The following is a 26,410-nucleotide window of genomic DNA, read 5'->3' on the forward strand; positions in this document are numbered from 1 at the left end:
GCAAAGCCAGTCGCCTCCTTCCTAAAACAACGATGTGTTATTGATTTTTTTCGTTACACGATTGGCGATGAGCAGCAAGATAAGGGCGATAACGGATTTGAACAAGCCGACTGCGGTGGCATAGGAATACCGTCCCTGCTGCATGCCCGTCTGATAGACGAACATATCAATCACATTGCTTGCGCTTTCATTTAATGCGTTTCTCAGCACCAGAATCTGATCAAAGTTGGAGTTCAGCACGCCGCTGACCGCCAGAATGAACAAAATCGAAATCGTTGCTTTGATGCTTGGCAGCGTGACGTACCACATTTTCTGAAAGCGGCCAGCACCGTCAATCGTAGCCGCCTCGTACATTTCAGGCGATACGCTCGAAATCGCGGCCAAATAAATAATGGCGGACCAGCCAAGCTCCTTCCATATATCCGAGGTAATAATAATGCCCCAGAAATAATCCGGCTCTGCAAGATACGAGATCGGTTCCTTAATGACGTTAAGCGCCATCAGTACATGATTGACGATGCCGACATCCGACAGCCAAGTCGTCAGAATGCCGCCAAGAATAACCCACGATAGAAAATGCGGCAAATAGGATATCGTCTGTACCGATCTTTTGAACAGCACCGAGCGCACCTCGTTTAAAAATAAGGCGAATATAATCGGCAGTGGAAAGCCGATCGCCAGCTTGATCAAGCTAATGCCCAGCGTATTGCGCATGACATTGACGAAGCTTTCATCTTGGAAAAATTCTTGAAAATGCGACCAGCCTACCCAAGGCGCCGCGCTGATCGGCTTGACGATATTAAATTCTTTGAACGCTATGATGATGCCGTACATCGGAACATAATTAAAAATAATCATCCATAAAATGCCAAGCAGCGCCATCACCTGCACATGCCTCTGGCCGTACAGCTTCCTGAACCATCTGCTGCGCTTGGCCGCTCTCGTGCTTGCAGCAAGCGCTGCCGCCGATTGTGCTTCGTGCCGTATTTTCACCTTATAAATCCCCCATACTACGTTGGAATCTTGCTCTATAGACTGAAATGCCTTCTTTATCCATTGTAGACGGCAGCTTCCGTTCCGGTAAGGCTTCAAATTTCGTTTTAGGGGGTCCTTTTTTCGGATTGCCTGCAAAACAAACAGGCCCATGCTTATGCGCATGGGCCTGCCTAAATACAATGATCTATTTTCAATTTTGAAGCTAGATTTGGCGGACACAGCAGCCGCTATTTCAACAGAATCACGTGTTATGGCATAGGCAGCGGACTCAGGAGCAGCTAATGCGCTGCAAATGGCCATTTTGACAGGATGATGAGAGCCATAGCGGATTTCCTGTCCACCTACGGCCTGAAATCGTAGCAAAAGCCAGAATAGCGGAACCTCAGTCCTTCAAAAAAGGAGCGTCCCGAGCTGTGGGGTGTCAGTAACAATCCACTAGCCGGATAAGGCAAATTTAATGACCCGGCTTATCGCTCCCGGCAGCACGCTAACGTGGCTCTCCTCGGGAAATTTGGCGATTGCAGCATGGAATCCGCTGGCTTGGAGCGGCCTTAGACTGTCCGCCAGCTGCTCGGAGTCCTTCACCATATCCGGCAGTTCCTCCGCGCCAATGGTGATCAACAGCTTCGGCGGGTGATCGATCTGAGGGAGCCTTGCTTCGAATGCGGCTTGCTCCTCCAGCACCGCATGCTTGTTCCACCATATGGACGGGCTTCCCGCAGCAAAGCGCTGAAAGGACTGAGGGCGGCTGAATAAGGCATGGAGGACGAGCAGGCCCCCCAGCGAATGTCCGAAAATCGTCTGCCGCTCCTTGTCTATGGGAAATTCCTTCTCCAGCACCGGCTTCAGCTCCGTCTCCAAAAAATCGAGAAAGCCATCAGCTCCGCCATGCTCCGGCCATGGCTGGCCATTCGGCCGGGCAGGCAAATTTTCGAGCTTTGCAGGTGTCGTGAAATCATAGCAGCGCCGGGTCATATCGAACGGTTCACCGGAAGGATAGCCGATGCCTACGATAATGACGGGGTCATAGCCATGCGGCTTGCGAGTCTGCAAAAGGGCGGCCTCAGCGAATGTGCCGAACACCGCATCCCCATCCGTCGCATAAATGATCGGGTAGCCCTTCTCCGGAGGCGGCTCCTTCGGCACGGCTATCCTAATGCGGTATTCCAGCTGCCTGTGGCTTGCATGCACCACTCTCTCGCTGCTTTCAGCCGTATAATGTCCCTTAGCTTCGCTTTTCATTATGGCGCTAGAAACCGAACAATATCATCGATAATTTTGCTGTATGCGATTAGACCGCCGCCTGTCCAATACTCATCGCTAACCGCGTAAACATGGCCCGCTTTGACCGCAGGCATGCTTCTCCAAATCGCATTGTCGGTCAGCTCCTTAATGTTGGCTGCGCCTGAGCCCGCGTAGTCGATTGTAAAAATAAAATCGGCATCCAGCTCAGGGAGAATTTCGAGCGAGGCATCCACGCTGTTTTTCTCTTCAACCAGCTTGCTCTTTCCTATGCCTAGCTCATGCGAAAGTACATAGCCTCCAAAATAGTTGCCGCCAATCAGGTACATTCCTTTGGCATTAAAATTAATTAAAACCGCCTTTTTCCCGTCGGCAACTGGAGCAAGCTTGGCTTTGGCTTCTTCCTTCTTCTGTTCATAATCGCTCAGCGCCTGCTTCGCCTCGTCAGGTTTGCCAAGCAGCTCTCCCAGCTTCGTTATCGAGCTGTTTAAATCGCCAGCCGCATTGACGAAAACGTACGTAGGCGCAATTTTGGAATACTGCTCATAGATGCCGTCGTCGGCATAATGGGCCGTATGCAAAATAATCAGATCAGGCTCAAAATCCATAATTTGCTCTGGGGAAGGCGGACGTCCTCCTGAAAACTCGACAGTTGGCACACCCTTAAGCCGATCCTGCAAGTAGGCTTGGCCTTTCCCGCTATTCCCCCATTGGGCAATAGGCGTTACGCCCAAGCTCAGCAGAGAATCCTCCATATAGGGGGCGAATACCTTTAATGGCTTGGCTGGTATAACGAGTTCATGCCCTTGTTCATCCGTTACCGTCTTCGTCGCTGACACTTCCTCTGAAGCCTCAGGGGCTTCGCTAACCTCAGGAGCCTGACTTTCTTGTGCAGCAGCAGCTGTCTGGCTTGGCTCAGCTGGGTTTTCGGCATTCGTGGAGCCACAAGCGCTCAGCAGGCTAAGCGCCATTCCTATAATGAGCAGCGAGAGCCCGCTTGCTTTTAACCTTTTTCGCAAAAAACTGTACTTCTGGAACATTCGAAATACCCTCCTATGATAACAATTCTCACTTAGGAGAATTATAAAGGATGCCCTATGCAGTCTCCATGGACTTTATCCGTTCCTGCCTTTGGACAATATCCGGTTAGGAGCAGCAGCATCTCGTCCAGCATCCGATTCATCGCTATGGCTGAGTATTCGAACCATGGGTCCGAAGGCACCAGATAGACAAAATGATTGCGAACCGCTTTGAGCGCCCGCCATTCCTTGTTATGTTGAAGCGCTAGCCAGTACGAGCGCGACTCTGCCTCAGGGCATACTACTATCAGCAAGCGGTCCGGGTCAAGATGGCTGAGCTGCTCCAGTGTTAGCTCCACATTGTACAACGAAGCCTGCTCATAGGCCGGAGACAATTGCAGCTCCTGATACAGCAGCTCAAAAATAGCTTGGTTGCAGTAGGCATGCACCTTTTTCCCATATATCCGCAATACGACAAAGGTATCCTCCTGCACGGCATGCTTGATGTTCGTCCGGGCCGATTCCAGCTTCTGCCCATATCCATCAATCCATTCCTCCGCCTGCTGCTCGCCTTTTAAAAAAGAGGCCATTTGACGAAGCTGCTCTCGCCAATCCTTCTGCCCCTTATCAACGAATAGGGCAGGGGCAATGCTGCCCAGCTTCTGCTTTTCTTCATCGCGCAAATGATCGAAGCCTACGATTGCGTCGGGACGGACCTTCGTCAGCTTGTCCCATTCCTCATGCCGCTGCAAATCCCCATAGCGCATATGCACCTGAATGCTCATCTGGTACACATTATAATAATAAGGCGTCCACTTTGAATCGAGCGGCGCAGCAACCGGAATAATGCCCAGCGCAAGCAGCTGCCCTATAAGCGAAGGAGAACATACCGCAATGCGTTGTCTGGGACGGGTCACAAAGGCGGAGGGGGATACGCCAACCTCTTTCTTAAACTTGCGGCTGAAGTAAAATTCATCACTGTAGCCTACCTTGTGGGCAATTTCCCGCAGACGGTAGTCCGTCTCCGTTAAATATCTTTTTGCCCGGTTGATGCGCAGGTCGGTCAAATAATCAATGGCGCTTTGCCCATATGTTTTTCTGAACAAATCCACAAAATATTTAGGGCTTATATGGGCCATCTCTGCCAGCTGTCCCACAGATATCGGCTCATTGAAATGCTGCTCCATAAAGCGGCGAATGCTTAATAAATCCGTCTTTGGGGGTTGATTATCGTACATGATGCCTCCGTTCCATGCTTTCGAGCCTTGTCCAGCTTATCCTCTCAGTATAGCAACATTGAGAATCGCTATCAATGGATTTGAAAATTGACCTGAGCGTCACACGGCGTTAATCCTGAGCTGACATAACTGGCGTATAGTCGAATCATACTCAACTAAATAAAGGATGATGGCACTTATGGGCATTCATACGTACTTTAGATCACTAAACGATTTGGAACGCATTATCCGCACCCCTGGCAAATTCAAATTCGAAGAGCACAGCGTGTCGGCTCACTCCTGGAAAGTTGTCCAGTACGCCAAGACGCTTGCCGATATCGAGGAGCAGCACGGCGTCACGATTGATTGGAAGAAGCTTTATGAAATTACGAGCAGCCATGATTATGGGGAAATTTTTATTGGAGACATTAAAACGCCCGTCAAGCATTATTCCCTTGAACTGCGTTCGATGCTGCAGCAGGTTGAGGATGGCATGGTCGAGCATTTTATTCAGGACCATATTCCTGAGGAATTTCAGGCTATTTTCCGCAGACAGCTGCGCGAGGGCAAAGACCATTCGGTAGAAGGGCTCATTTTGGAAGTTGCTGATAAAATGGATCAGGTCTACGAGGCATTCGCTGAACTCCAGCGCGGCAATACCGAGAAGGAATTTATCGTCATGTACCGTTATGCGTTAATTAAAATCAAAAATATCGACCTCCACTGCGTGAAGTATTTCCTCGAGCACATCCTGCCAGATATTATCCATGAAGGCACTCTTTCCCCCATCGATATTCGTAAAATAACAGAAGAAGCGCTGGCGCAAGGTGAAACGGCCGTCGCCCTCCTGTAGCGGCGCGGCGCGTTTCATTCCGAGAAATATAGAGAAAGGATTGCGTTAGATATCCTTTCCTATATTTCAAGGTGAAACGGCCGTCGCCCTCCTGTAGCGGCGCGGCGCGTTTCATTCCGAGAAATATAGAGAAAGGATCGCGTTAGATATCCTTTCTCTATATTTCAATAAAAAAACGGCACTCCATCCTTTGATGAAGTACCGTTTTTTTGAGCTTTTCCAGCCCATTCGCTGCTATAAATTTTGCTGGGTAATACCCAATTCCGGATCGAACACCAGCATCTTCGTGCCAATTTTATCAATGAAAAACCGATCATGGCTTACGGTCACAACAGCGCCGGGAAAATGTATCAGCGCCTGCTCCATCACCTGTATGCTCGTTAAATCCAGATGATTCGTCGGTTCATCCAATATGATGACGGCTGCACCCGAAAGCAGGCATTTCGCCAATGCAACCCGGGCCATTTGGCCGCCGGACAGGCTGCCAATCACTTTGCTTAAATCCATCTCGGAAAATTGCAGCATCGACAGAAATTTGTTCACCTTTTTCCGCGGCGCATCGAGCCCTAGACCATACGTATTGACGGCGTGGCTCACTGTATCCTTAGGATCAAGCTCCTCCCACATCCGGTTGAAATACGCGTAGCTGACCCCTTTTTCCCAGGTGACCTCGCCGGATTCAGGCTTCTCCTGCCCCGTCAGCACCTTGATCAACGTGGACTTCCCGCTTCCGTTCGGGCCAACGATGACGAGGCGATCCTCCTTCTGAATGTCAAAGCTGACGTTCTGAAAAATAGCGCGTTCCTCATAGCTTTGCCCGATTTGCTTAACCTCGCACAGCTTGTCCGGGAAACGCAGCAACTCATAAATATCCGTAATCAGCACGTTCACCGGATTCGGCTCGACCCGCTTCTTATTATCAGCCAATTTGCGGGATAACCGGTCTTTGGACGATTTTTTGCTGGCGCGGCTGTCGATCGCTTCCGACTCCATGAGCAGCAGCTCTTCCTCCCACTCGAACTGGCGGTCCAGCTCCTTCTTGCGCAGCTTCTTCTTACGAATATAGTCCGTATAATTGCCGTCGTATGGCTGAAAATGATAATTTTCAATCTCGATAATTTGCGTGACGACCTTGTCGATAAACTGCCGATCATGAGAGATCAAGATCATGGCGCCATTAAACCGGTAAAGCCACTGCTCCAGCCACGCAATGCCTTCCATATCCAAGTAGTTTGTCGGCTCGTCAAGCAATACAACATCCGGCAGCTCAATTAGCATTTTTGCTAAAGCCGCACGGTTTCTCCAGCCGCCAGACAACTCATCAATCGGCTGATTGCGTGAACGATCGTTGAAGCCCAGCTTCGTCAGAACGGTGTTGATCTCTACGGAAACGTTCCAGCCGTCCAAATGGTCCATTTGCTCGAAAAGCTCCGCCTGCCTTGCCAGCAGTTCATTCATTTCGCCATCATCCGATACCAAGCCCAGCTTTTCCCCAACCGCTTGCAGCTCGCGCTCAATCAGAGCAACCTGCTCGAAGCACATTTCCAGCTCTTGCTGGACAGACAGACTACCGCGCATTTCTGAAAATTGCGAGAAATACCCGATTTTCACCTTTGGATCTATTTCCACTTTGCCGCTTGTCGGCTCTTCTTTGCCCATAATGAGCTTGAATACCGTCGACTTGCCGGCTCCATTCCGCCCAATAAGGCCAATTCGCTCCCCTTGGCTCACGCGAAAATAAATATCGCGAAAAATCATGGCGTCTTCATATTTCTTCGTCACATTTTCCAACCGAATTACACTCATGCTATCACCCTTCTAGCTCCGTCAGTCTACTAGTCATTATAACATTAGATATTGTTTATTTTTTGTTGCGCGCCAATATTTCGCCTGCCTTCGCCCGAAACTCGGTGGCCGCCGCCTCGGGCGTTATTTTGCCAAATAGCAGCAGGTCATGCAAATCACGCAGCACCACGGTCACTTCTGCCGTTCCGACCGGGTCCGGCGGGTCCATGGGACTGCTATTTTTCTCCACCCAATCGAGATATTCAAAGATTTGCGCAAGCTCCGGCTTAACGAACGGCTTCAGCTGCTCCTTTAACTGGGAAGATACGGGCACGCCCCTCTCTCCCTGCAGCAGCTTGTTTGCCTCTAAATTATTGACGAAGAAGCTGATGAATTTCGCGGCCTCTTCTTTATTTTTTGAATTTTTGGAAATCGAAAAAAACATGCCCGGCTTCAAAAATAACCCTTGCTTGCTGTTTGGCCCAGGCAGCGGCACGATAGCCAGCTGTTTGCCGTAATGCTCCACGATGTTGATGAACTGATTGGAATAGCCCCAGCCTAATAGAGCCTCCCCTTTAAAAAAAGGGTCTGCGTCCGATTTATTAATATCGGACGTCCATATATCGGGCAAAAATATCAGTTTATCCTTCGCGAGCCTTTGCATTCGTCCAAAATATTCGATAAACAGCTTGTCATCCTCATAACCTAGACTAGTGCCATCTTCTGCAAACAAGGTAAAGCCATGCTGTCTAAGAAAATAAGCAAAAAACTGCTCCGGCGTAAACACCGTTCCTAAATAAACGCCTGTGCCCTTGAGCTGCTCTCCCATTTGGTCAAAATCCTCCCAAGTCCACGAGGCTGTAGGCGGCTCTATGCCGCTGGCCTTGAAAACCTCTGGGTCGTATACAGCAAATAGCGCATTGACGCCCAAATTCATGCCATATAAGTGGTCTCCCCATTTCCCGCTGGACAGATGGCTCTCGCTGATGGAGGAGGCATCTATGGCCCCGCTTCGAATATACGGCTCCAAATTCTCCAGCAAATCAAGCGAGCTGTACTGGGACAAATACGAAATGTCCATCTGAATGATGTCCGGCAGCGCATTGCCCGCCGCGTACGGCGCGAGCTTTCTCCAATACTCATTGAAAGCGCTGTATTCAAATTCAATGTTAATATGCGGATTTAGCTCTTCATACATATGGATAACCTCAATCGTTGCATTGTTGCGAAATTCATTGCCCCACCAAGCGATGCGAAGCGTAATCGGCTCCTCCTTGAGCTTGTTCAATGGGTCGGAATCCCCCGGGATGCAGCCCCAGAGAGCGGCTAGCAAGCCAAGCATTATGCCAATTCGGATGGTCGTTCGCATCATCTGCTTAATCCTCCTGCACAAGCGGAATAAGGACGCTGACTTTTGTTCCGCCCCCCGCCCGGCTGTCAATTCCTAGCCCATAGCTTTCGCCGAAAGCGAGCTTGATCCGATTTTTAATATTCAAAATGCCAATCCCGTTCCCCCGCGTCTCCGCCTCTCCGCTCAGCACACGCTGCACATAAGCTTCCTCCATGCCCGGCCCACCGTCCTCGACAATGAGCGCAAGCTTCCCTTCCCCCCACTCCGCATAAAGCCGGATCGTACAGGGCTCAATCATAGGCTCCAAACCATATTGCACGGCATTTTCCAATAGAGGCTGCAAAGTAAGCTTAGGGATGGCAGCGGCATAACAGGAAGCAGGCACATCCATATGAAAATCCAGCCGATTTTGAAATCGGTATTTTTGAATCGTAATGTAATGCTTCACCGTTTCAAGCTCCTCGGCAACCGTAATCACATTTTGCTTTAAGCTGATTGAGGAGCGCAGCAAATAACCAAGCGAGACGACCATGCTGGATATTTGCTGCTGCGCATTTTTTTTGGCCAGCCAATGGATAGAATCGAGCGCATTATACAAAAAATGAGGATTAATTTGCGCCTGAAGCGCCTTGAACTCCGTTTCCTTAATGATAAGCTGGTTGGCGTAATTTTCTTTAATCAGCGTATTAATGCGAGTAATCATCATTCGATACGTTCGCTGCAGCAGCCCTACTTCATCCATTTGCTGAAAAGCAGGTGCGGACATGCTGGCATCCATGCTCTCCAGGTCGCCATACTGCACCTCCTTCATCTGGCTGATCAACTGGCGAATGGGCCTCGTCAAGCTGCGGGCAAAGGCCATCCCGATGGCAACAACGACAATAAAGGTCAGGCTATAGACGATAACGAGCGAATTTTTCAGCCACACGACCGTTTTAAAAATATGATTGTACGGGACGATATTATAATACATCCATCCGGTATAAGAGGATTTTTTCTGCGACAGAAAGGTCGGCTCGTTGTTCACCTTCTTGATCTCGTAGCCGTCTCCCGCCTTTAGCGGCTGAAAGGCAACAGCCACACCTTCTGGCATTTGCCCGTACGGATAGATGACATCCTGCCCTGATTTAAGCAAAATATCACTACTCTGACTCGCCGTACCCGCATAGTCCTCCACTAGTCTCTCAATATTAATCCGCAAAAATAAAATGCCGATGGGCTCCAGCGTCAATGGCTCATACGCCCGCACCTCCCTGGCCATAATTAGCATAGGGTCGGAATCATCCGGGTAAAGCCAGCGGACTTCGCCTTTTCCCGCTACAGCTTCTTTTATCATGCGGGCGTATTTTTCCTCTGAGAAGGATGGGGAGTCCCCATATTTGCTGACCCGCTGTCTGGAGTCGATAAGATGAACAGATTGCACATAACGTTCAGCATTGCTAATATGCGCCCACAGTTGATCGGTTATCTTCTTGCGGGTTATGTAACCGGCATATTCTGCATCGTCCTGAAGCAAATCCTTTAATCCTCGCTGAATTTGTGAATCTGAAATAATGGTGAGCGACATCGACTCCAGCTTCTTCAGCTCCATATCTATCGTGGTGGACGATAAATTCAAGAGTCGATAGGATTTGTCATATAGCTGTCTGTCATAAATCGAATAGGCATAATATAAGGAGCTGTAAGCAATCGTAATAATAAGGGTCATGATCAGAAAGATCATGAGAAACATTTTTCGCTTGATGCTCAGATTCCGATAAACCGCCAATATACAGAGCCTCCTTTGCACAGGTCATACACTAGATATAACATACTCGGCAAAAACCAGATACACTAGCGGAACCCGGAGCTCTATTTTCACGAAGAAAAGGCTACTTTGGGGCGTTTTACGCCCCATACAGCAGCCTTCATCCGTTTATGCATTTTTCACGCTGCCGCTTATTTCGTTTGGTATCTTTCGTAAGCCGCTTGGTGCATTTCGACAGCTTGATCAATGCCCATGCTCTTAATCGTCTCTACCATTTTGTCGAACTCGGCAATCGGCTTCTGCCCGTTAATGATCGCTGTCATCGTCTCGTTCAAGTACGTATTGACTTGGCTCATAATGGAAGTGACCGTGCTTGCTTCGTCCAACGTCAGGCGGATAGGAGGAAGCGTCAGCTCGGAGCTCGCTTTCATCCACTCCGTGTTGGCATCCCGCTGGCCTTGATCGAACAAGAGGGCGTCCAAATATTTGCTGTCCTGATTGATCGGGCCATCCATAATCGATAGCGCATAAGAAGCCAGCGCCTGATCATAGGTCAAGCCGTTCGGATTGTCGGTGATGAGGCCCGTAAACTTGATAGCATCGCCGTCCTTCTCGTAGCTCTCGCCCTCGATGCCAAAGTTGAACAAGTCGCTGCCCTGCGCGCTGTAATTAAAATCCATCCATTGCACGATATATTTCAGCTTGTCTTCATCGGCGCTTGATGTGATCGCTTCTCCATAGGTCAGCACCTTATTGTTCATATTGAAGGTCGCGTAGGCATTGCCATCCGGCGATACCGGCCATGGAGCGCCTGTCAGATTAAAATCCGGATCGGTATCCCTCATCAGGTTGAAATATTTGCCCATGCCGCTGAACACACCGCCCAAGTAGGAGCCGGCTAAATTATTCGTAATTTTATAGTCAAAGGCTTTGCCGTCATTCGTCATAATTTCCGGATCAATCAGCCCTTCTTTATACCAAGCTGCCATCGTCTCGAGGAAACTTTTGTATTCAGGCTCGATTGGCCCGAAAGCCACTTTTCCGCCCTTCATTTCGAAGCCGCCAATGACTCCGAAGGCTGGAGAAAAATCATGCAGCTTCGTCAAATTTCCCGGTCCCCAGTTGCCTGTAAACGGAAGCTCATCCTGCTTGCCGTTGCCGTTCGGGTCCTGTTCCTTGAACGCCTTAAGCACCGTATGCCACTCATCAATCGTTGTAGGCGTTTTCAAATTGAGCTTATCAAGCCAGTCCTTGCGCACGATAGGGCCCGTTGTCGCATTCAGCTTGAGCGCATCCAGCTTCAGAAGCGGGAACATATAGATCGTGCCGTCATCGAGAGCAATTTGCTTCAACACATCCGGATCGGATTCAATAATGCTTTTCAGGTTTGGCGCGTATTGGTCGATCAGCTCGTTCAAGCGAATAATCCGCCCGTCCTCGATCATTTTCTCAGGACCGCCTACTGCATCCGCCCAGTTGTAGTAGATGACGTCTGGAAGCTCCTTCGTTGCAATGAGCAGGTTGAACTGATCCTTTTGCTGTCCCAGCGGCGGGTGGGTAAATTTCACCTTGATTCCCGTCAGCTCTTCCTTTTTCTTATACGAGGCCATTTCCCCAAAGTTGTCCATCGAGGCGGTCAGCTTCGCATCATTCGCACGCCAATAATTAATCGTGAACGCTTCATTCGTAATGGGCAGCGGTATTTCCGTCAGCTTCTCTTCTCCGGCTGCTGGACTGGACGCCCCTGCATTGGCCGAACTGCCTGCTGCCGCTCCTTCATTTGGCGCATTGTTTTGCGAGCACGCCGACATCAGGCCGACAAGCAGCGCCGAGGACAAAATGACCAACCCCATTTTTCTTTTCACCCAAATCGCCTCCAAAAAATAATTGATTTTTATTGTTTCACGGCACCGATTAAAGCGCCTTGAACAAAAAACTTTTGAATAAACGGATACACCAGCATAATCGGCAGCGTAGAAATAATAATCGTGGCGTATTTAATGTTTTCTCCGATTGCAAAGCCTGTGTCCACGCCGGCACCCATCGACTCCGTACTGCTGCTAATTAAAATATCCCGCATTACAATCTGGATCGGATACAGCTCCTGGCTTCGCAAGTAAAGCATCGGGCCCACATAATCATTCCAATGGTCTACAGCATAATACAGCGACATGACCGCCAAAATCGATTTGGATAAAGGCAGGACGATGCGAAATAAGATTAGAAAATCATTAGCTCCATCCAGCTTGGCGGATTCGATCAAGCTTATCGGAATGCTCTCGAAGCTCGTTTTCATAATCAGGAAGTAGAAGGTGCTGATTGCACCAGGGATGATCATCGCCAGGCGAGTATCCACCAGTCCCAAATTCTGAATGAGCAGAAAGCTTGGGATCATGCCGCCGCCAAAAAACATCGTAAAGGTAATGAGCTGCATAAACGTTTTTCGGCCGAATAAATCCATTCTGGATAGCGCATAGGCGGCAAAAGCCGTCATTAGCAAATTAACCAGCGTTCCTGCTACGACATAAAAGAGCGTGTTCAAGTAGCCGTTATAAATTTTCGGATTTTGAAACACATATTTATAAGCCTCAAGCTGGAAGCCTTCGGGCAGCAGCATGAGCGACCTTGAGCGCAGCAATTGATCTGGATCGCTTATAGAAGAATTCAGCACATACAGCATCGGATAAAAGGATACGGCTATAATGCAGCACAGCATAATCACATTGAAAAAGTCAAAAACATATTCCCCTGACGAGCGTTTCATAGGTCACCTCCCGTTTACCAGAGACTGGTCGAATTCACTTTTTTACTAATCGCATTGGCCATTAACAGCAGCGAGAAATTAATAATGCCGTTAATTAATCCAATAGCGGTCGAATACGTATAGTTGCCTTCTAAAATGCCGGAACGGTAAATAAAAGTGGATATGACGTCTGACGTTTCATAGGTCGGTGCCGTCTGCATGAGCAAAATTTTCTGAAAGTCGGCGTTCATAACCGCACCCAAACGCAAAATCAGCATAATGACAACCGTCGGCATAATGCCCGGGAGCGTAATATGCAGCAGCTGCTTCCACCTGCCAGCCCCATCCATCTTCGCCGCTTCATAGAGCTGGGTATCAATATTGCTGAGCGCTGCCAGAAAAATAATCGAGGCCCAGCCCGCCCCCTGCCAAATGTTCGAAAGAATGTACATCGGCCGAAACATATCCTTCTCCGCTAGAAACATAATCGGCTGCAGGTCGAAGAAGCTGCGAATGACATTAAACAAGCCGCCATCGAGCGACGAGAACGTTTTCAGCATTCCGACAACAACGACGACCGAAATGAAGTGGGGCATGTAGCTGATCGTCTGTACCGTGCTCTTGAACCACTTTTTGCGGACCTCATTAAGCAGCAGCGCCAAAATAATCGGTGCCGGAAAGCCGAACAAAATGCTGTAAAAGCTGAGGATCAACGTATTTTTAATAATTCGCCAAAAATAATAGCTGTTAAAAAACATCGTGAAATTGTCAAAGCCGATCCATTTTCCTTCCAAAATGCCTTTGATTGGGCTATAAGATTTTTGAAAAGCCATCAACAAGCCGTACATCGGTCCATAGTGGAAAATGAAATAATACGCTAGGACCGGAATTAACATGAGGTATACATATTTATTCCGCAGCCATTCCTTTTTGAGGAAAACGAGTTTGCTTGTTTTAGCTCTGCTGCCCTTGAGCGCCTGCTGCTGCTCTTCCTCCAGCTTCAACTCCATTCTTCTGCCCCCACCCTAAATGTTAATCGATTAATATTTATGTTTATAAATATACAAGTACGGCTTCTCTTTTCACATGTTCATTTCCGATGGTTTTATGTTCAAAACCGTGGTGAAACGGCTAACGCCGTCCTTTGGCGGCACGGCGCGTTTCAATCCGAGAAATATAAATGCTTATATTTGCAAAAAAACACCCTGCGGCCGTATCTCGACGACTTCAGGGTGTAAACGATAAGCCTATGGCGTTTTTTTATATTCCGAAGGAGAAAATCCGGTATACTTCTTAAACATTTTGCTAAAATAAGACGAATTGCCGCCGAAACCCGTTTCCTCAGCCAGCGCCGCTATTGTAAATTCCTCGCTTTGGCCGATAATCTCCAGCGCCTTTTGAATCCGAAAGCTCATCATGTAGTTCGTAAATTTTTCCCCTGTCTCCTTCTTAAACATTTTGCTTATGTAATCCGGATTCATATAAATCTCCCCGGCAATAGATTGCAAAGTCAGCGATTCATCCTTGAAGCGGCTTTGGACAATATTTTTCATATGAAGCACCATCTGCGACTGCCTGCATCGATTCCGCTCATAGTTGTGGAGAGCAATCTCTTGGGCTATGCCCATCACATATTGTTGAAAAGACTGCAAGGTGCTCGTTTCGATTAAACCCGGGAGCTTATCCATATACGCCTTCATCTCGGAAGATCCACACAGCCGAATCATTTCCATGTACATCTGGATCAAATAGGATTTCGTTGTGGATATGTCATAGCGCAGCTCAGAAAGCATTTGAAACATTTGCTGAAGCTCTTTTTCCGCTTCTGCCCAATGCCCTGCTTTAATTGCTGTCATTAAACGTTCTTGGTCATACTCCCATTCAGAACGATCCCCTTCCCCAGATGGGGAAATGTCGCGCTCCATAATAAGACTGCCTTCACCGAGATAAAATCGATGGTTCAAGCAGACAAGCGTCTGCGTATATAAGCGCCGCGCCTGCGCCAGCTCTCCCGCCTCGCTGAGGGCGGCGGTTAGGTCAAAATGATAATATTTCGTGAAGGTGGCGCGGATGCTGTCAATTTTCTCGAAAAATTGCGCCTCGGACAGCTCGTCTTCCATGAGCAGAAGAACATGCTGGCCTACGGTAGAGCTGAGTATGGGGTTAGGAAAGATGTCCTCGGATATATTTTTCACGGCAAACAGATGCTCATACTCATGCTCGCCCTCGATTTCCACCAGCAGCAGGCGTACGCTTTGCGTTTGAAAATGCAGCCCGAACAGGTCGCCAAAATACTGCCATTCTCTTACGCCATACGTTTTATTCGTTACGAACTCCTTTAGAAAATGCTCCTTGGCATGCGGCAACACGCGCTCTAAATCATACTTGATTGATTGCACGAAGCTCTCCTGGCTGGCCCGTTCCTTCTTCTCCTGAACGATCTCCGTGATGGCCTCCACCAAGCTTTCCTCGCTGCACGGCTTCAGCAAATAATGCTTCACCCCATACTGCATAGCTGTTTTGGCATAATCAAATTCCGAGAAGCCGGTCAGCATGATAAAAGAGATACCGGGATACTGCTCCGCAACAGCAGCTACGAGCTGCAAGCCATCCATGCCCGGCATTCGAATGTCGGTAATAACGATGTCCGGCGGATTATCCCTCAACTTTGTTAGCGCTTCCAAACCATTTTGCGCTGTTCCTGTTAATTGTGTACCTAGCCGAGCCCAATCCATCACGGAGGAAATGCCGTCAAGAATGAGCCATTCATCATCAACCAAGAGAACCTTGTACACCGCTACTCCTCCTCCCCTGTTACCAACCTGATAAAAGCTGCGTCTTTTATTCTTAATTTTACCTTGCTATGACAAAGCAAGCAATGAAAGGGAGATGTGCAATTGGGAGCACAATTAGAGATGTACAATTAACAGTACTAGCAAAAAAAGTAAAGGCAGCTTTAACTGCCCTTGCTCCTTCTCTTTATTGCTCTTAAATATTAATATCATGAATGTTGTCGATAATAATGCCTTCCCTGACTCCCATTACGGTATTTCCTTTTTGAAGCGCTTTTCACAGGGTCTACACAGGGTCTACACAATATCAACGAACTAGTGGAATAACCCTCGGTGAATGCTAGCCCACACCTAACCTAAAGCTATACCCTCCACTGCCGCACCAAGTTTTTTCCGCATGCTATATTTGAATCGATGCAGCTTCTTTCACTGCCACTTGTAATCACATATAATCCCATTGATTTGGCAATGGGAATTGCCATAGCGCCGAATCCTCCGGTTCCTCCGGGAATGAAAAGCTTTTTCTTCGGCTGGGCATGGAGTACATTATGCAAGGCTTGATAAGCAGTCAAGGCAGTAAGGGGGACCGCAGCCGCTTCATTAAAAGACAAATGGTCAGGCATGATGGATAAAGCATCTTCATTCACGGCCGCATATTCAGCAAAAGCACCGATTTTATTAAGCGGCAGCCTCGTATAGACAGGGTCACCTACCTTAAAATTCAATACCTTATCACCAACGGCTTCAATAACGCCTGATAGTTCATTCCCTAAAGTGAATGGCAGCTTATAGTCGGCAATCATCCGCACACTGCCATTCAGATTAAGAATGTCCAGTGGGTTTACGCCTGCAGCTTTTACTTTGACAAGTACCTCATGGCTATTGATCTGTGGTATATCAACATCATTTAATTCCACTTGAATTTTTTTGAATAATTCTGTATTTGTGCCGCTTTCTAGAAATTCCGTTTCTGTTATAGCCGGTGCTAAAACCTTTGCCTTTAGTTTGGCACCTTTCAGTTCTAGCTCTTTTGCAAGCCCTTCTGTGAAGGCACTAACATAATATTTAGATGCTGAATAAGCAACATTCCCAACAGCAATGGCATAACCGAGCGCGGATGAGACGTTAATTAACTGAGTTCCTTCGACATCTGCATAATCTCGCACATACAGAGTAGAAAGGATCGTCAAGGATTCGATATTAACACGCAGCATCGTTTGGGCTTTATCTAAATTCTGATCTGCTACAAAAGCGGCTTCTCCCAGCCCCGCATTGTTAATCCAAGTGTCTATTTCGTATTCCTTTAGCTTGCTATACAAAGTGTAAGCCTGATCTGTAACAGACAGGTCACTTGTTTGAACAATAACATTTACACTAGGATCTATTTCCTGAATGGCCGTTTTAAGCTCTTCTAATTTATCCAATCCCTGAGCTTGCTCCTGTAATAACGGTATACTTCATCCTATTCTCTCCTTCATAACGTGCAGATTAGTGTAAATGAGTTTCAAGCACAATTTTAGAATGATCATTCTTATTAGGGTAAAAAACAGTTAGATCTAACTTGCTATTCGTATAGCCATTTTAGAACGAACAGTAACGAATTTTTTTATGGCTAAAAATATTGCTTTTGGAGCGGCATTCCTTGGCTTGTTCAAGGCATAAGATACAAGCTCTTTCTTGCACTAGAGGGACAAGTGGGAACTTGTATCACAGAAACAAACCAGCTTCCATTTAGGTCACTCCTTTTGCCCATCATGTTGGCATGACCCTTTTAATCTAAAACGGACAGTGTCATAGCAATAATATTGTTGAATTTTTGTTGATCCGATGTTGTCTTGACCAGCGTACGCAGCCCCAACCACGCATTCATTAAATAATGAGAAATCATTTCAGGTTCAAGGCCAGCCTTGATCTCACCCGATTGCTGGCCCTCCAGAACAAGGTTAGTCAACAATTCCTCAGTCCGTGAATAACTCTCATCCACCAGGGATGCAACTTCTGGATCCAACACGCCCAGTTCCACGCCTGAATTCACGAGAAAACACCCAAGAGGTTCCCCTTCATTTTTTATTGTCGCTTCAAACAACTCCCGAATGATTTCCTTTACCGGCGTTCGCTTTTCAACCAAAAATTTCATTCTATTCGTTTGCTTAGCTTCATATCGTTCGAGAGCTTTTATAAACAAGGCATGCTTATCCCCAAATGTATCATAAATACTTCTACGATGAATGCCCATAAAGTTAACCAGTTCATTCATTGAAGTTTTCTCGTACCCTTGTGCCCAAAATAGCTGTATGGCTTTATCTAATACTTCATTGATTTCAAATTCCTTGGATCTTGCCATCGTCATCACCTCGAATAATCATTATACATTTAAGTGAACGATTGGCAAACTGAAATAAACATAAGAAAGAGCAAAGGCGATTATAGTCCCCTTTGCTCTTTCCTCCAAGCCTATTGCAGCAACTGCTGCCAAAGCAGGATGCCTAGCTCGTTTGCAGCCAGTTCACTTTAGCCCACGACAGCTTGCCCGCACCCGCGCCATTTGCAGCCACGAGCCTTGCTTTCAATGTCGCTGGATCATCAGCTGTATAGCTATAAGGAAGCGTTGTGAATCCGTTCCAGGAAAAAGGCTTGATCGCTGCTGGAACTGGAGAAAGCGGGCTTCCCGCTGTATCGCTATTTCCTCTAAAGGTTGTTCCATCCAGCGAATAGATCGTGTCTATAGCCGCGATTTTCCCCGTATAGTCAGGAAGACTGGCATCCTTCTGATTATTGCGAAGCGGGTAATAAACATCAATAATGACTGATTTCTCAATCAGCACAGCACCATTTTCTGTGGAAATCGCTCCATTGCTCGTTACGCCAAAATGATAACCATTGCCGGAAATGGCTGTCTCCATCGCCGAAGTAATCCGTGATCTGGCACTCCAAGCGCCTGCGCTGTCCATAACGATGTTGTAGGCATGGACGTTTCCAGCCCGCAGGCGAGGCATCCGGTCCTGCTGATCCTGATAATAGTTGTGATGCAGCGTCACTTCAAGCGCTGCATTATCGCTGGCAAATTCGGTTGAGCCCACCAGATGCCCTTTCTTCTGGCTGGCAGCAACCGCGATAATGTCATCCTTGCTCAGTCCTACTGCACTGCTTCTTAAAAAAGCATACATTGGATAAGCCGACTGATTCGCTTCCAGCGCATTGATTTGCTGGGTGACCCAGCTGCCTGTACTGCCGTCATCGCCTAAGAAGGAGGACCATGAAATGGTGACGCCATTGCTTCCTTTTTTCACATCGACCAGTCCGTCATATGCTTTGTGGAACGTACAGTGGTCGATCCAAAACTTGCTGCTTTCTTCGATTGTGATGTAATCCCAGTCGTTTTTGTCGTAATCTCCCTTGGTTGCTTCATCCCATTCCCACAGCTCATCAAATTCGAGATTGCGAATGATGACATTCGTGCTTCTCTTGAAGGTAAAAGCAGCATGCTTGATCTTCGCGCCGTTGGCGGAGAAAATCGTCAGGTCCGTAAAACCGTCCACTGTAATTTTGCTAACGCCCGTATTAAGTAGAACCGGGTGCGTTAATGCGCTGTTGTGAGAGGCGAACGGCGAGACTTTCGCTGCCGCCGGAATTTCGTTCCAGCCAAGATCGAGATCGTTCATGATTTCGACGACCTTATAGCCTGAGCCTTTCTTTAGCGCAGCGGCTAGATCTGTTGCATTATAAACTTTTATATATTGGGAATCGGTTTCGGCGATGCTGCCTCCCCCTGTGTTGCCTGCGGAAAACCCAGTTAGTTGATATTCGCTGGTCGGCCCAGATGTTGGAGAAGGCGTTGGTGTCGGTGTTGGAGCAGTCGTCGGGCTAGTGGATGGAGTCGGGGTTGGCTGCACCGTCGGAGTCGGGGTTGGAGCCACTGTCGGCGAAGGTGTTGGTGTCGTTGGCACCGAGCCTGAGTTGGTAACGCTTACATTATCGAACTTAGCAATAGATTTAAAAGTTACCAAACCCGCTGCACCCGCAGCCAAGCTGGAATCCGTAGCCGAAAGCTCAAGCTGGCCGTTTACATAAAGCTTGATGGACGTTCCACTCAATTCGAGCTTCACCTTATACCACACACCCGTTGCCAGGCCAAAATTCGTTTTGCTCGCTATAGTTGTCGTGGAACCGCTTACTTTTTTCCTAATTTCAAGTGTGCCTCCACTGCTGTTATACAAGGACGCTGCATAAAAATTATTGCCATCCACGTATCTGCCGGCAACATACGTTCTAGTCGATCCATTAAAATCAACGATCTTTACATCCGCCTCCACCGCATAATCGGTCCATGTCTGGCTGCCAGCAGAAGTGCGGCCTTCGCTTGTACCCGTTTGGGAATAAACCGCATTGCCGCTGTCTTGAACGACGGACCAGCTTCCACTAGTGGATGTCCAATTGCCTGCTCCTCCATCAAAGCTGTCCTCCAATAACGTCGCTGCGCTTGCCGGGTAAACAAAGCCGATTGTCCCAGCTGACAAGACAAGCGTTAAACATAATACGAAGACCAAATTCCGCTTTATAAAATCATTCATCTCAAAATACTCCTTCCATATTGTAGTGGATTACATTCTAATTATAGTAATTAATGGTAAAATTTGAATAGTCTCGAAGACCTAATAAAATCGGAGAAAAACAGCTAAACAGATCACCACTACTATTCATGGAAGTGTTATAATTGATAACGGTTATCAATTATATACCTGATAGAAAGGAGGCGAGCCGTTGTTTTGAAGGATGACGACTATTTATTACTGTGGCATCATGCGCACATCCGGCTGAACGATATTCGCCATCAGCTTATAGGAGTTGGAGGCCAGTTAAATGCCTACCGGCTTCCATCGCCCGCTTTTATATATATCGTTCGCGGAACGGCACGATTTCGGCTTGACGGGAAGGAGCTTCAGGCGGACCGTTTCCATATTCTGCACAGCGGCAAGGGCAGCCTCTTGGACATAGATGGAATTAAGGAACCATTAGAATATTATCTCATTCTTTATAAAGCTTCGCTGCCGCTCCTAACGGCTCCATTTATTCGAAAACTTGCGGATAATGACAGTCCTTTTCAAAAACAATATGAATTCGCTCCCCATGATCCGGTTGCGCTGCTTCATTTGGTGAAGACGATGCAGCAGCAGTGGCATGAAACTCATTCCCTACAGCGAATTCATGTCAAAGCCTTGTTTTATCAGTTCATCTACGAGGTGGAACAGCAGTTGCAAATGCAAGGCAAGCAGACCGTCAAGCCTGACCTTGTGGAGCAGGTCATCCGACATATTCGTGAATGCTATAGCACGCCTATTACACTCGCATCCATCGCCCAATTGTTGAATTATAGCGCCCCATATGTCTCCAAGCAGTTTAAAAATAAGACTGGCTACAGCTTAATTGATTTTCTAATTCTAACTCGTGTGGATAAGGCGAAGGAGCTGCTGCTTCATTCGGAAGCTTCGCTCCAAGAAATTTCCAGCAGTGTGGGATATCCAGATTTATCTTATTTCATTCGTATCTTCAAAAAAACGACCGGTGTAACACCCGGAAGCTTCAAAGCACGGGCTGGCAGCAGCCAGCAAGAAGCAGATCGTCCTACCCTTATGCTTAGATTGTCTGATGCAGCACGGGGGTTTCGACGTTATATTGATATGGAACATGATAAGGATTATCAATATGTCGAAGAAGGGGATTTCACGATGTACAAAGGAACCAAAGCCTCCATGGGAGCGACCGTGCTGTTATGTCTAGCCTTAATGCTCAGCGCCTGCGCCAGCGGCAGTGGAGCTGCTAATTCCATAGCTTCCAGCACCAGCCCTGCTGCTTCCACTCAGACGCAGAACAATAGTCCGGCTGCAAGCCAAACGAATGCTGAACCTGCTCCAAGCGTATATACAGACAGTCAGGGGCATGAGGTACAGCTTCCCGAAAGTCCAGAGCGCGTTGTACTCCAAGGCAATTCAATCGGCGATCTGCTGGCGCTAGGCATTCAGCCCATCGGCGTTGATCGCCGATTTATTGATGAATCCGTCTATTTGGACAAAGAACAGACAAAGGCGCAGGATATTGGTTTTCCAACCAATTTTGAAGCTCTTGTAGACTTGGCTCCCGATCTGACGATGCTCGGTTATATTTTAGATAAACAGTACGAAGAAGTATCAAAAATATCGCCGACCGTCGTTTTTGATCAAAGCCTGCCATTAGCCGAGCGCCTCCCCATCATTGGAGAAATCGTCGGTAAACAAGCCGAGGCCAAGCAGCTGCTTGCCGATTATAATGCTAAAGCTGAGAACATGTGGAGTGAGCTGCATAAGGCAGGAAAGCTTACTGAAGGCGAAACAGCGGTCGTGTTAATTTATTATTGGAGCAAAGATATGTATTTGATGAAAACCGGCGGTCTTGCCTCTTTATTGTATCAGCAATCAGGCTACCAAATGTCCGAGCAGGTAAAGGAGCTTGAACCGACCGCGGGCTCTCCCTATATTGAGGTTTCAAAAGAACTCATGCACGACATGCTCATCGGAGACCGCCTATTCATCTTGTATCCACACAATGAAGATGCGGAAGCCTCCTTTGCTGAACTGCTGGAAACATCCCTTTGGAAATCGCTCCCTGCCGTCAAGAGCGGAAAAGTCACTTTTGTCGAAACAAAGTGGAATTACGAAGATATGCTGACTAGTGATATGCTGCTGGACGAGCTTCCCAAGCTGTTGGCTCAATAAATTTGAAGGTATTGCAAGCATAATCGGAACACTATCCATCCCCCATTGCTTGTGACGCCTAATAAAAGAAGGTCTGCGCCCTCCCATTCATGCGGGGGTTGCAGACCTTCTTCTCTGTTTAATACCACGCTATTTAAGCAAAATAGTCTTATTCTCTATCTTTGAACAATCGGACAATTGCCGCAATAGCCACGAAACGCTGCGAGCCGATAAGCCAGGCAGCAGGTCGCCTTCACAAACATCATCTGATCGGGTTCAGTCGGATGTGCCATGAATTTCGGCGTCATGCGAAAAGGATTGCGGCGCAGCCCGAAAATTTCCGGCTCCATGTCCCAGGCCCAGCGCCTGAAACGCTCGCGTACTGCTGCCTGGCTTTCCTCACCGGCTGCCTCCATAGCTTCATCTTCCATATAGTCATAGAGTGCATTATAAATCTGCTTCCACAGCAAGGCAGCAGGGGTTTGTGATGCCTGCGAAAGTGCAGCAATAATGGGCCTCACTTCATCCCGGTAGAAAATAGGAAGCGCGGCTTGAGCATTTTCAGCAGGCGCCTCGGCAGGAATCTCGGCGGGAATAGTCTCACGCCAGCCCTCATGAATGTGAAAGGAAAAGAGCGGCATTCCATCTATTCGGCTGAGCTGCACCGACATATTCGTCATTCGCAAGGCTGAGGCTCTACGATCTGCGGTGCCCAGCATGCTATGCATGGCTCCACAAACGCCTGCATACCAGCTGCAAAAAAAAGCTGCTGCTACGCGCATGTCCTCTGTCCCAATCATCGGGGCGTATGTTCGGAGCAGCAGCTCGGCATTTTGCTTCTCGCTCAGCTCCACCAGCGTAAAGCTCAATATCGTGTTTTCTGCTGCCACCGAAGTAACAAAAAACTTCTCAGATAAAGACATACCTCTATTGGCCTTTATTTTCAAAAATCTGTAGAACGGCATCAATCGCAAAACGGTTCGCCAGAGGGGACATCCCCAGATTAAACCATTCCTCTCCGCCTACCAGGTACACCTGATTTTTCTTCACGGCCGTCATGTTTTTCCACAATGAGCTGCTTTGGATTTCTTTGTAATAATTCTGGATGGTTTCATTGCTATCATCATTCATCTGCAAAATAATATGGTCCGGATTGTATTCCGGCAATTTCTCCAGCGATATGGTAATGGAAAGCTCACTCTGAGGGAAATTCTCAACCGCTTTAAGCCCCAGCGTTTTATGAACAAAGCTGCCACGGTCAATATTTTCGCCATAAAGAACAATGCCATCCGGCATAATCATCATATACATGACCGTTTCGTCCCCAACGAGAGTATCGAGCTTCTCTTTGGCTGCCTGTTCATGATCAACTAAATCTTGAATGACCTTATCCGCAGCCTCGGGCTTGCCTAATACGCCAGCAATATCCTTCAGCTCATCACGCCAGTCATCGCGTTGCGGCAGCAATACAGTTGGTGCAATCTTCGTAAGCTGATCGTAGTCTTTGTCCGACCACCATACCGGCGTGATAATCAGATCAGGCGCAGCGGCTAATATTTTTTCAAAATCAGGCGTCGTGGCGATACCCATTTTTATTGTATTTTTGAATGCATCCTCCAAATAAGACGGAAACTCCGGGTGATAATTTTGCACGGCAATTGGCGTAACGCCCAAAGCTTGCAGAAATTCCGGATACACAACGGAAAGCCCAATCACTCGGCTGGGATTTGCCGGAATCGTAATTTCGCCCTTCTCGCTGGCTACCGTACGGACGCTATCCGCTGCCGTGGCACTTGGCTCGCTGGACGAATTGCTCGCCTCTGGCGATACTGATGGTGAAGCTGTTGCTGTCGTATTTCCTTGTCCATTGTTCCCCGAGCATGCAGCCATCACAAGCGCCACCAGCGCGATCATGATTAGCGATAATGCTGTCTTCGATTGTTTCATTTTTCTGTACCCTCCTGAGCGGTCGATATATCTCATTTCTCATCAAGCGTAAACGGCTGTCGCTGTCCTCTGGCGGCAAAGCTAGCGTTTCGCGTTGAAATATAGGAAAGGATGGAAAAATCATATCCTTTCCTATATTTTTAAAAATGAGAATCAATATCACTGTTAGGAGTATAACGGATACTTTCCTCCTCGCCTATCGACGATCTCGCCAACATTTTATGCACGATTACGCCAAAGCTTTAACACCTCGTCCAAAACCAAATCTTGCGTAAACGCTGTATATTCGGTCCATGGATAAGAAGGAAGCTGGTCGATTCGCCTATTTCTGACTGCCTTCAGCTGCCCCCACGCCGCTGATTGCCGCAGCTCCTGCCAGGCTGCTTGCGCCTTTGCATCGTCATCTACAATGAGCAGAAGCCTATCCGCATCCGTATGCATCAGCTCATCCCGTGTCCATTGCTGCTCGGGCTGATCTAGCATAATGCCTGCCGCTGGCGCAATTTGGAGATCGTCATAAAACACCTCGCCCAAGCTTCTGCTGCTCAAAATATTAATCGCATGCCCCGATATTCGGGCAATGAGCAGACGATCGTTGCCCCATACCTTCTTCACTTGTTCCCGTACAGCACGTGTTTTTCGTTCATACTGATCGAGCCAGGCTTCCGCTTCTGAGGACTTGTCCAGCCACTGGGCAAGCAATCTTAGCTGCATTCGCCAATCATGCTCCAGCCATGGCATCAAATAAGTTGACGCTAGCTCTTCCAGCTTCTTCTCTGCTGCCGCGCTCGTAAATTCTTTAAGCCCGATGATGTAGTCCGGGTTCGTACTGCGTATCTGCTCTATTTTCACATCATCATCCTGCGCTAAGGGCAGAACCGAATGGGTGTCGTATTTTCGACGGTAATATTCGGTCCATGGATGATCGGCTGGAGCCGCATGAGGCGTAATATGCAGCGCCAGCAAATGTCCGATCATATTGGCATGATAGGCTACGATTCTTTTTTTAGCATTTTTCATATATGCAGCAGGCGGCGTGCCCGTTATTTTTTTAAATTTGCGCCGAAAATAAAGCTCATCCTGATAGCCGACATAGCTGGCGATATCTTTAAGCTGGTATTCCGAGTCGGGCTTCATCAGCTCCTGGGCTTGCCTAATGCGATATCTTGTCAAATATTCAATAGCGCTCCAGCCATAGGTTTGCTTAAACAGCCGGATAAAATGCCGTGAGCTGATGCCAGCCTCCCTCGCCAATAGCTCAATGGTCAGCTCCTCGCGGTAATGCTGCTCGATATATAACTTGGCACGCTTCATTGCAGCCTCGGACTCCGTGTCCAATACGCGCTTGCCATCTCGCAGCAGGCTGTACAGCAGCTCATAAAACTGAATTTGACCACGCAATCGCTGCAAGCGATTGTCGCTTTTTATCGTATGGCCCATAGCCTCGCAAAGTGCACTCCATTCAATCATGGAGGTTACCATGACTTCTCCTTCGACGGGAAACCGCAGATTTTGGGGCTGCCGCTCGTTCTGCGTTTGCCGCTCCGACGATTCGGACTGCTCAAACACATCAAAGCGCACAGCATAAAGTCCACGCTCGCCCGAAACGTCTAGAAATGCCTCGATTAGTTGACCCGGCATACAAACAAAGGCACTGCCTGCCCTTAGCTCCGAATACCGCCCGTCTACAGTAATCCAGCCTCTGCCGGATGCAGCAAGCAGCAGCATATGCGATTCGATGAATTGCAGCCGGAACGACCAGCTTCCCGAGCTGCTATCGTTTTTTTCGACCGCTCTAAGCTTGAACCACATGTTGTCCAGCCGCTCATATTCGCCCGCTTGCGAAGCGTATTCATGATCGGACATCCTGCTCGCCACCTTTTTCTCTTCCGCTTTATGCTTATTATTTTATAGGAACGAGCAGCGATAAGAAATACAACCCTCCCCTGTGCGGGTAAAAAAAAGAAAGCTGCCGCCAAGCCGCAGGTTA

Annotated in this window: 18 protein-coding genes and 2 pseudogenes; 2 read left to right on the forward strand and 18 right to left on the reverse strand. The window is 47.9% G+C overall.

Annotated elements, in window-relative coordinates:
* Window positions 1–21: 21 nt before the first annotated feature.
* From AC50X8_RS05000 to AC50X8_RS05015, 4 genes are all read right to left on the reverse strand, one after another.
* A complete protein-coding gene (locus AC50X8_RS05000; protein ID WP_442952505.1) occupies window positions 22–993 on the reverse strand; it encodes an ABC transporter permease in 972 nt (323 codons plus the stop codon).
* A gap of 438 nt (window positions 994–1,431) precedes the next feature.
* Window positions 1,432–2,238 (reverse strand): alpha/beta hydrolase, encoded by an 807-nt coding sequence (locus AC50X8_RS05005; protein WP_056031411.1) that lies wholly within the window; start codon window positions 2,236–2,238, stop codon window positions 1,432–1,434.
* On the reverse strand, window positions 2,238–3,278 hold the full coding sequence (locus AC50X8_RS05010; protein WP_494865386.1) for an ABC transporter substrate-binding protein: 1,041 nt from the start codon (window positions 3,276–3,278) through the stop codon (window positions 2,238–2,240). Before AC50X8_RS05010 ends, AC50X8_RS05005 begins: the two co-directional genes overlap by 1 nt.
* 41 nt (window positions 3,279–3,319) lie before the next feature.
* Complete coding sequence (locus tag AC50X8_RS05015; RefSeq protein WP_494878924.1) at window positions 3,320–4,495, reverse strand: helix-turn-helix domain-containing protein; 1,176 nt, start codon at window positions 4,493–4,495, stop codon at window positions 3,320–3,322.
* A gap of 178 nt (window positions 4,496–4,673) precedes the next feature.
* Here AC50X8_RS05015 and AC50X8_RS05020 point away from each other — a divergent pair, with 178 nt between their 5' ends.
* Window positions 4,674–5,327, forward strand: coding sequence for a YfbR-like 5'-deoxynucleotidase (locus tag AC50X8_RS05020; RefSeq protein ID WP_494879069.1), 654 nt, complete (start codon window positions 4,674–4,676; stop codon window positions 5,325–5,327).
* Window positions 5,328–5,561: 234 nt separating this feature from the next.
* Here the strand turns inward: AC50X8_RS05020 and AC50X8_RS05025 are convergent, their stop codons facing one another.
* The 11 genes and pseudogenes from AC50X8_RS05025 to AC50X8_RS05075 all read right to left on the reverse strand — a co-directional run bounded on the left by AC50X8_RS05025 (window position 5,562) and on the right by AC50X8_RS05075 (window position 20,316).
* On the reverse strand, window positions 5,562–7,133 hold the full coding sequence (locus tag AC50X8_RS05025; RefSeq protein ID WP_056031423.1) for an ABC-F family ATP-binding cassette domain-containing protein: 1,572 nt from the start codon (window positions 7,131–7,133) through the stop codon (window positions 5,562–5,564).
* A gap of 55 nt (window positions 7,134–7,188) precedes the next feature.
* The gene (locus tag AC50X8_RS05030; protein ID WP_494878927.1) at window positions 7,189–8,484 is read right to left on the reverse strand and encodes an ABC transporter substrate-binding protein; all 1,296 of its coding nucleotides are present in this window, start codon (window positions 8,482–8,484) and stop codon (window positions 7,189–7,191) included.
* A gap of 4 nt (window positions 8,485–8,488) precedes the next feature.
* Window positions 8,489–10,231, reverse strand: a complete 1,743-nt coding sequence (locus AC50X8_RS05035) for a sensor histidine kinase (protein ID WP_494878929.1) — start codon at window positions 10,229–10,231, stop codon at window positions 8,489–8,491.
* Between the two features lie 170 nt (window positions 10,232–10,401).
* Window positions 10,402–12,075 carry a type 2 periplasmic-binding domain-containing protein gene (locus AC50X8_RS05040; RefSeq protein ID WP_494878931.1) on the reverse strand — a complete coding sequence of 558 codons (1,674 nt, stop codon included), beginning with the start codon at window positions 12,073–12,075 and terminating at the stop codon, window positions 10,402–10,404.
* 29 nt (window positions 12,076–12,104) lie between these two features.
* Window positions 12,105–12,974, reverse strand: coding sequence for a carbohydrate ABC transporter permease (locus AC50X8_RS05045; protein ID WP_056031434.1), 870 nt, complete (start codon window positions 12,972–12,974; stop codon window positions 12,105–12,107).
* A 14-nt stretch (window positions 12,975–12,988) separates the two neighbouring features.
* The gene (locus AC50X8_RS05050; protein WP_056031437.1) at window positions 12,989–13,963 is read right to left on the reverse strand and encodes an ABC transporter permease; all 975 of its coding nucleotides are present in this window, start codon (window positions 13,961–13,963) and stop codon (window positions 12,989–12,991) included.
* A 237-nt stretch (window positions 13,964–14,200) separates the two neighbouring features.
* Complete coding sequence (locus AC50X8_RS05055; protein WP_494878933.1) at window positions 14,201–15,748, reverse strand: response regulator transcription factor; 1,548 nt, start codon at window positions 15,746–15,748, stop codon at window positions 14,201–14,203.
* Between the two features lie 419 nt (window positions 15,749–16,167).
* Window positions 16,168–16,688, reverse strand: a pseudogene (locus tag AC50X8_RS05060) (NADP-dependent oxidoreductase); the annotation flags it as partial.
* Window positions 16,675–17,206 (reverse strand): annotated as a pseudogene (locus AC50X8_RS05065) (SDR family NAD(P)-dependent oxidoreductase); the annotation flags it as partial. The pseudogenes AC50X8_RS05060 and AC50X8_RS05065, both read right to left, overlap by 14 nt.
* A gap of 310 nt (window positions 17,207–17,516) precedes the next feature.
* On the reverse strand, window positions 17,517–18,089 hold the full coding sequence (locus tag AC50X8_RS05070) for a TetR/AcrR family transcriptional regulator (RefSeq protein ID WP_494878935.1): 573 nt from the start codon (window positions 18,087–18,089) through the stop codon (window positions 17,517–17,519).
* A 142-nt stretch (window positions 18,090–18,231) separates the two neighbouring features.
* Entirely contained in the window at window positions 18,232–20,316 is a 2,085-nt protein-coding gene (locus AC50X8_RS05075) for a pectate lyase family protein (protein WP_494878937.1), read from the reverse strand.
* Between the two features lie 195 nt (window positions 20,317–20,511).
* Here AC50X8_RS05075 and AC50X8_RS05080 point away from each other — a divergent pair, with 195 nt between their 5' ends.
* Window positions 20,512–22,494 (forward strand): AraC family transcriptional regulator, encoded by a 1,983-nt coding sequence (locus AC50X8_RS05080; protein ID WP_494878939.1) that lies wholly within the window; start codon window positions 20,512–20,514, stop codon window positions 22,492–22,494.
* 155 nt (window positions 22,495–22,649) lie between these two features.
* Here AC50X8_RS05080 and AC50X8_RS05085 read toward each other — a convergent pair whose 3' ends face one another.
* The 3 genes from AC50X8_RS05085 to AC50X8_RS05095 all read right to left on the reverse strand — a co-directional run bounded on the left by AC50X8_RS05085 (window position 22,650) and on the right by AC50X8_RS05095 (window position 26,286).
* On the reverse strand, window positions 22,650–23,363 hold the full coding sequence (locus AC50X8_RS05085) for a (2Fe-2S)-binding protein (RefSeq protein WP_494878941.1): 714 nt from the start codon (window positions 23,361–23,363) through the stop codon (window positions 22,650–22,652).
* 37 nt (window positions 23,364–23,400) lie between these two features.
* Window positions 23,401–24,420, reverse strand: a complete 1,020-nt coding sequence (locus tag AC50X8_RS05090; RefSeq protein ID WP_056031457.1) for an ABC transporter substrate-binding protein — start codon at window positions 24,418–24,420, stop codon at window positions 23,401–23,403.
* A gap of 219 nt (window positions 24,421–24,639) precedes the next feature.
* Entirely contained in the window at window positions 24,640–26,286 is a 1,647-nt protein-coding gene (locus AC50X8_RS05095; protein ID WP_494878944.1) for a helix-turn-helix domain-containing protein, read from the reverse strand.
* Window positions 26,287–26,410 lie beyond the last annotated feature (124 nt).

This window comes from Paenibacillus sp. JT22N15, assembly GCF_059383755.1.

What these genes read in the sequence shown, in the direction of transcription:
- AC50X8_RS05095 (WP_494878944.1), bottom strand. Translation starts at nt 26,286, where the DNA reads ATGTCCGATCATGAATACGCTTCGCAAGCGGGCGAATATGAGCGGCTG.
- AC50X8_RS05020 (WP_494879069.1), top strand. Translation starts at nt 4,674, where the DNA reads ATGGGCATTCATACGTACTTTAGATCACTAAACGATTTGGAACGCATT.
- AC50X8_RS05075 (WP_494878937.1), bottom strand. Translation starts at nt 20,316, where the DNA reads ATGAATGATTTTATAAAGCGGAATTTGGTCTTCGTATTATGTTTAACG.
- AC50X8_RS05090 (WP_056031457.1), bottom strand. Translation starts at nt 24,420, where the DNA reads ATGAAACAATCGAAGACAGCATTATCGCTAATCATGATCGCGCTGGTG.
- AC50X8_RS05010 (WP_494865386.1), bottom strand. Translation starts at nt 3,278, where the DNA reads ATGTTCCAGAAGTACAGTTTTTTGCGAAAAAGGTTAAAAGCAAGCGGG.
- AC50X8_RS05070 (WP_494878935.1), bottom strand. Translation starts at nt 18,089, where the DNA reads ATGGCAAGATCCAAGGAATTTGAAATCAATGAAGTATTAGATAAAGCC.
- AC50X8_RS05030 (WP_494878927.1), bottom strand. Translation starts at nt 8,484, where the DNA reads ATGATGCGAACGACCATCCGAATTGGCATAATGCTTGGCTTGCTAGCC.
- AC50X8_RS05005 (WP_056031411.1), bottom strand. Translation starts at nt 2,238, where the DNA reads ATGAAAAGCGAAGCTAAGGGACATTATACGGCTGAAAGCAGCGAGAGA.
- AC50X8_RS05015 (WP_494878924.1), bottom strand. Translation starts at nt 4,495, where the DNA reads ATGTACGATAATCAACCCCCAAAGACGGATTTATTAAGCATTCGCCGC.
- AC50X8_RS05045 (WP_056031434.1), bottom strand. Translation starts at nt 12,974, where the DNA reads ATGAAACGCTCGTCAGGGGAATATGTTTTTGACTTTTTCAATGTGATT.
- AC50X8_RS05025 (WP_056031423.1), bottom strand. Translation starts at nt 7,133, where the DNA reads ATGAGTGTAATTCGGTTGGAAAATGTGACGAAGAAATATGAAGACGCC.
- AC50X8_RS05050 (WP_056031437.1), bottom strand. Translation starts at nt 13,963, where the DNA reads ATGGAGTTGAAGCTGGAGGAAGAGCAGCAGCAGGCGCTCAAGGGCAGC.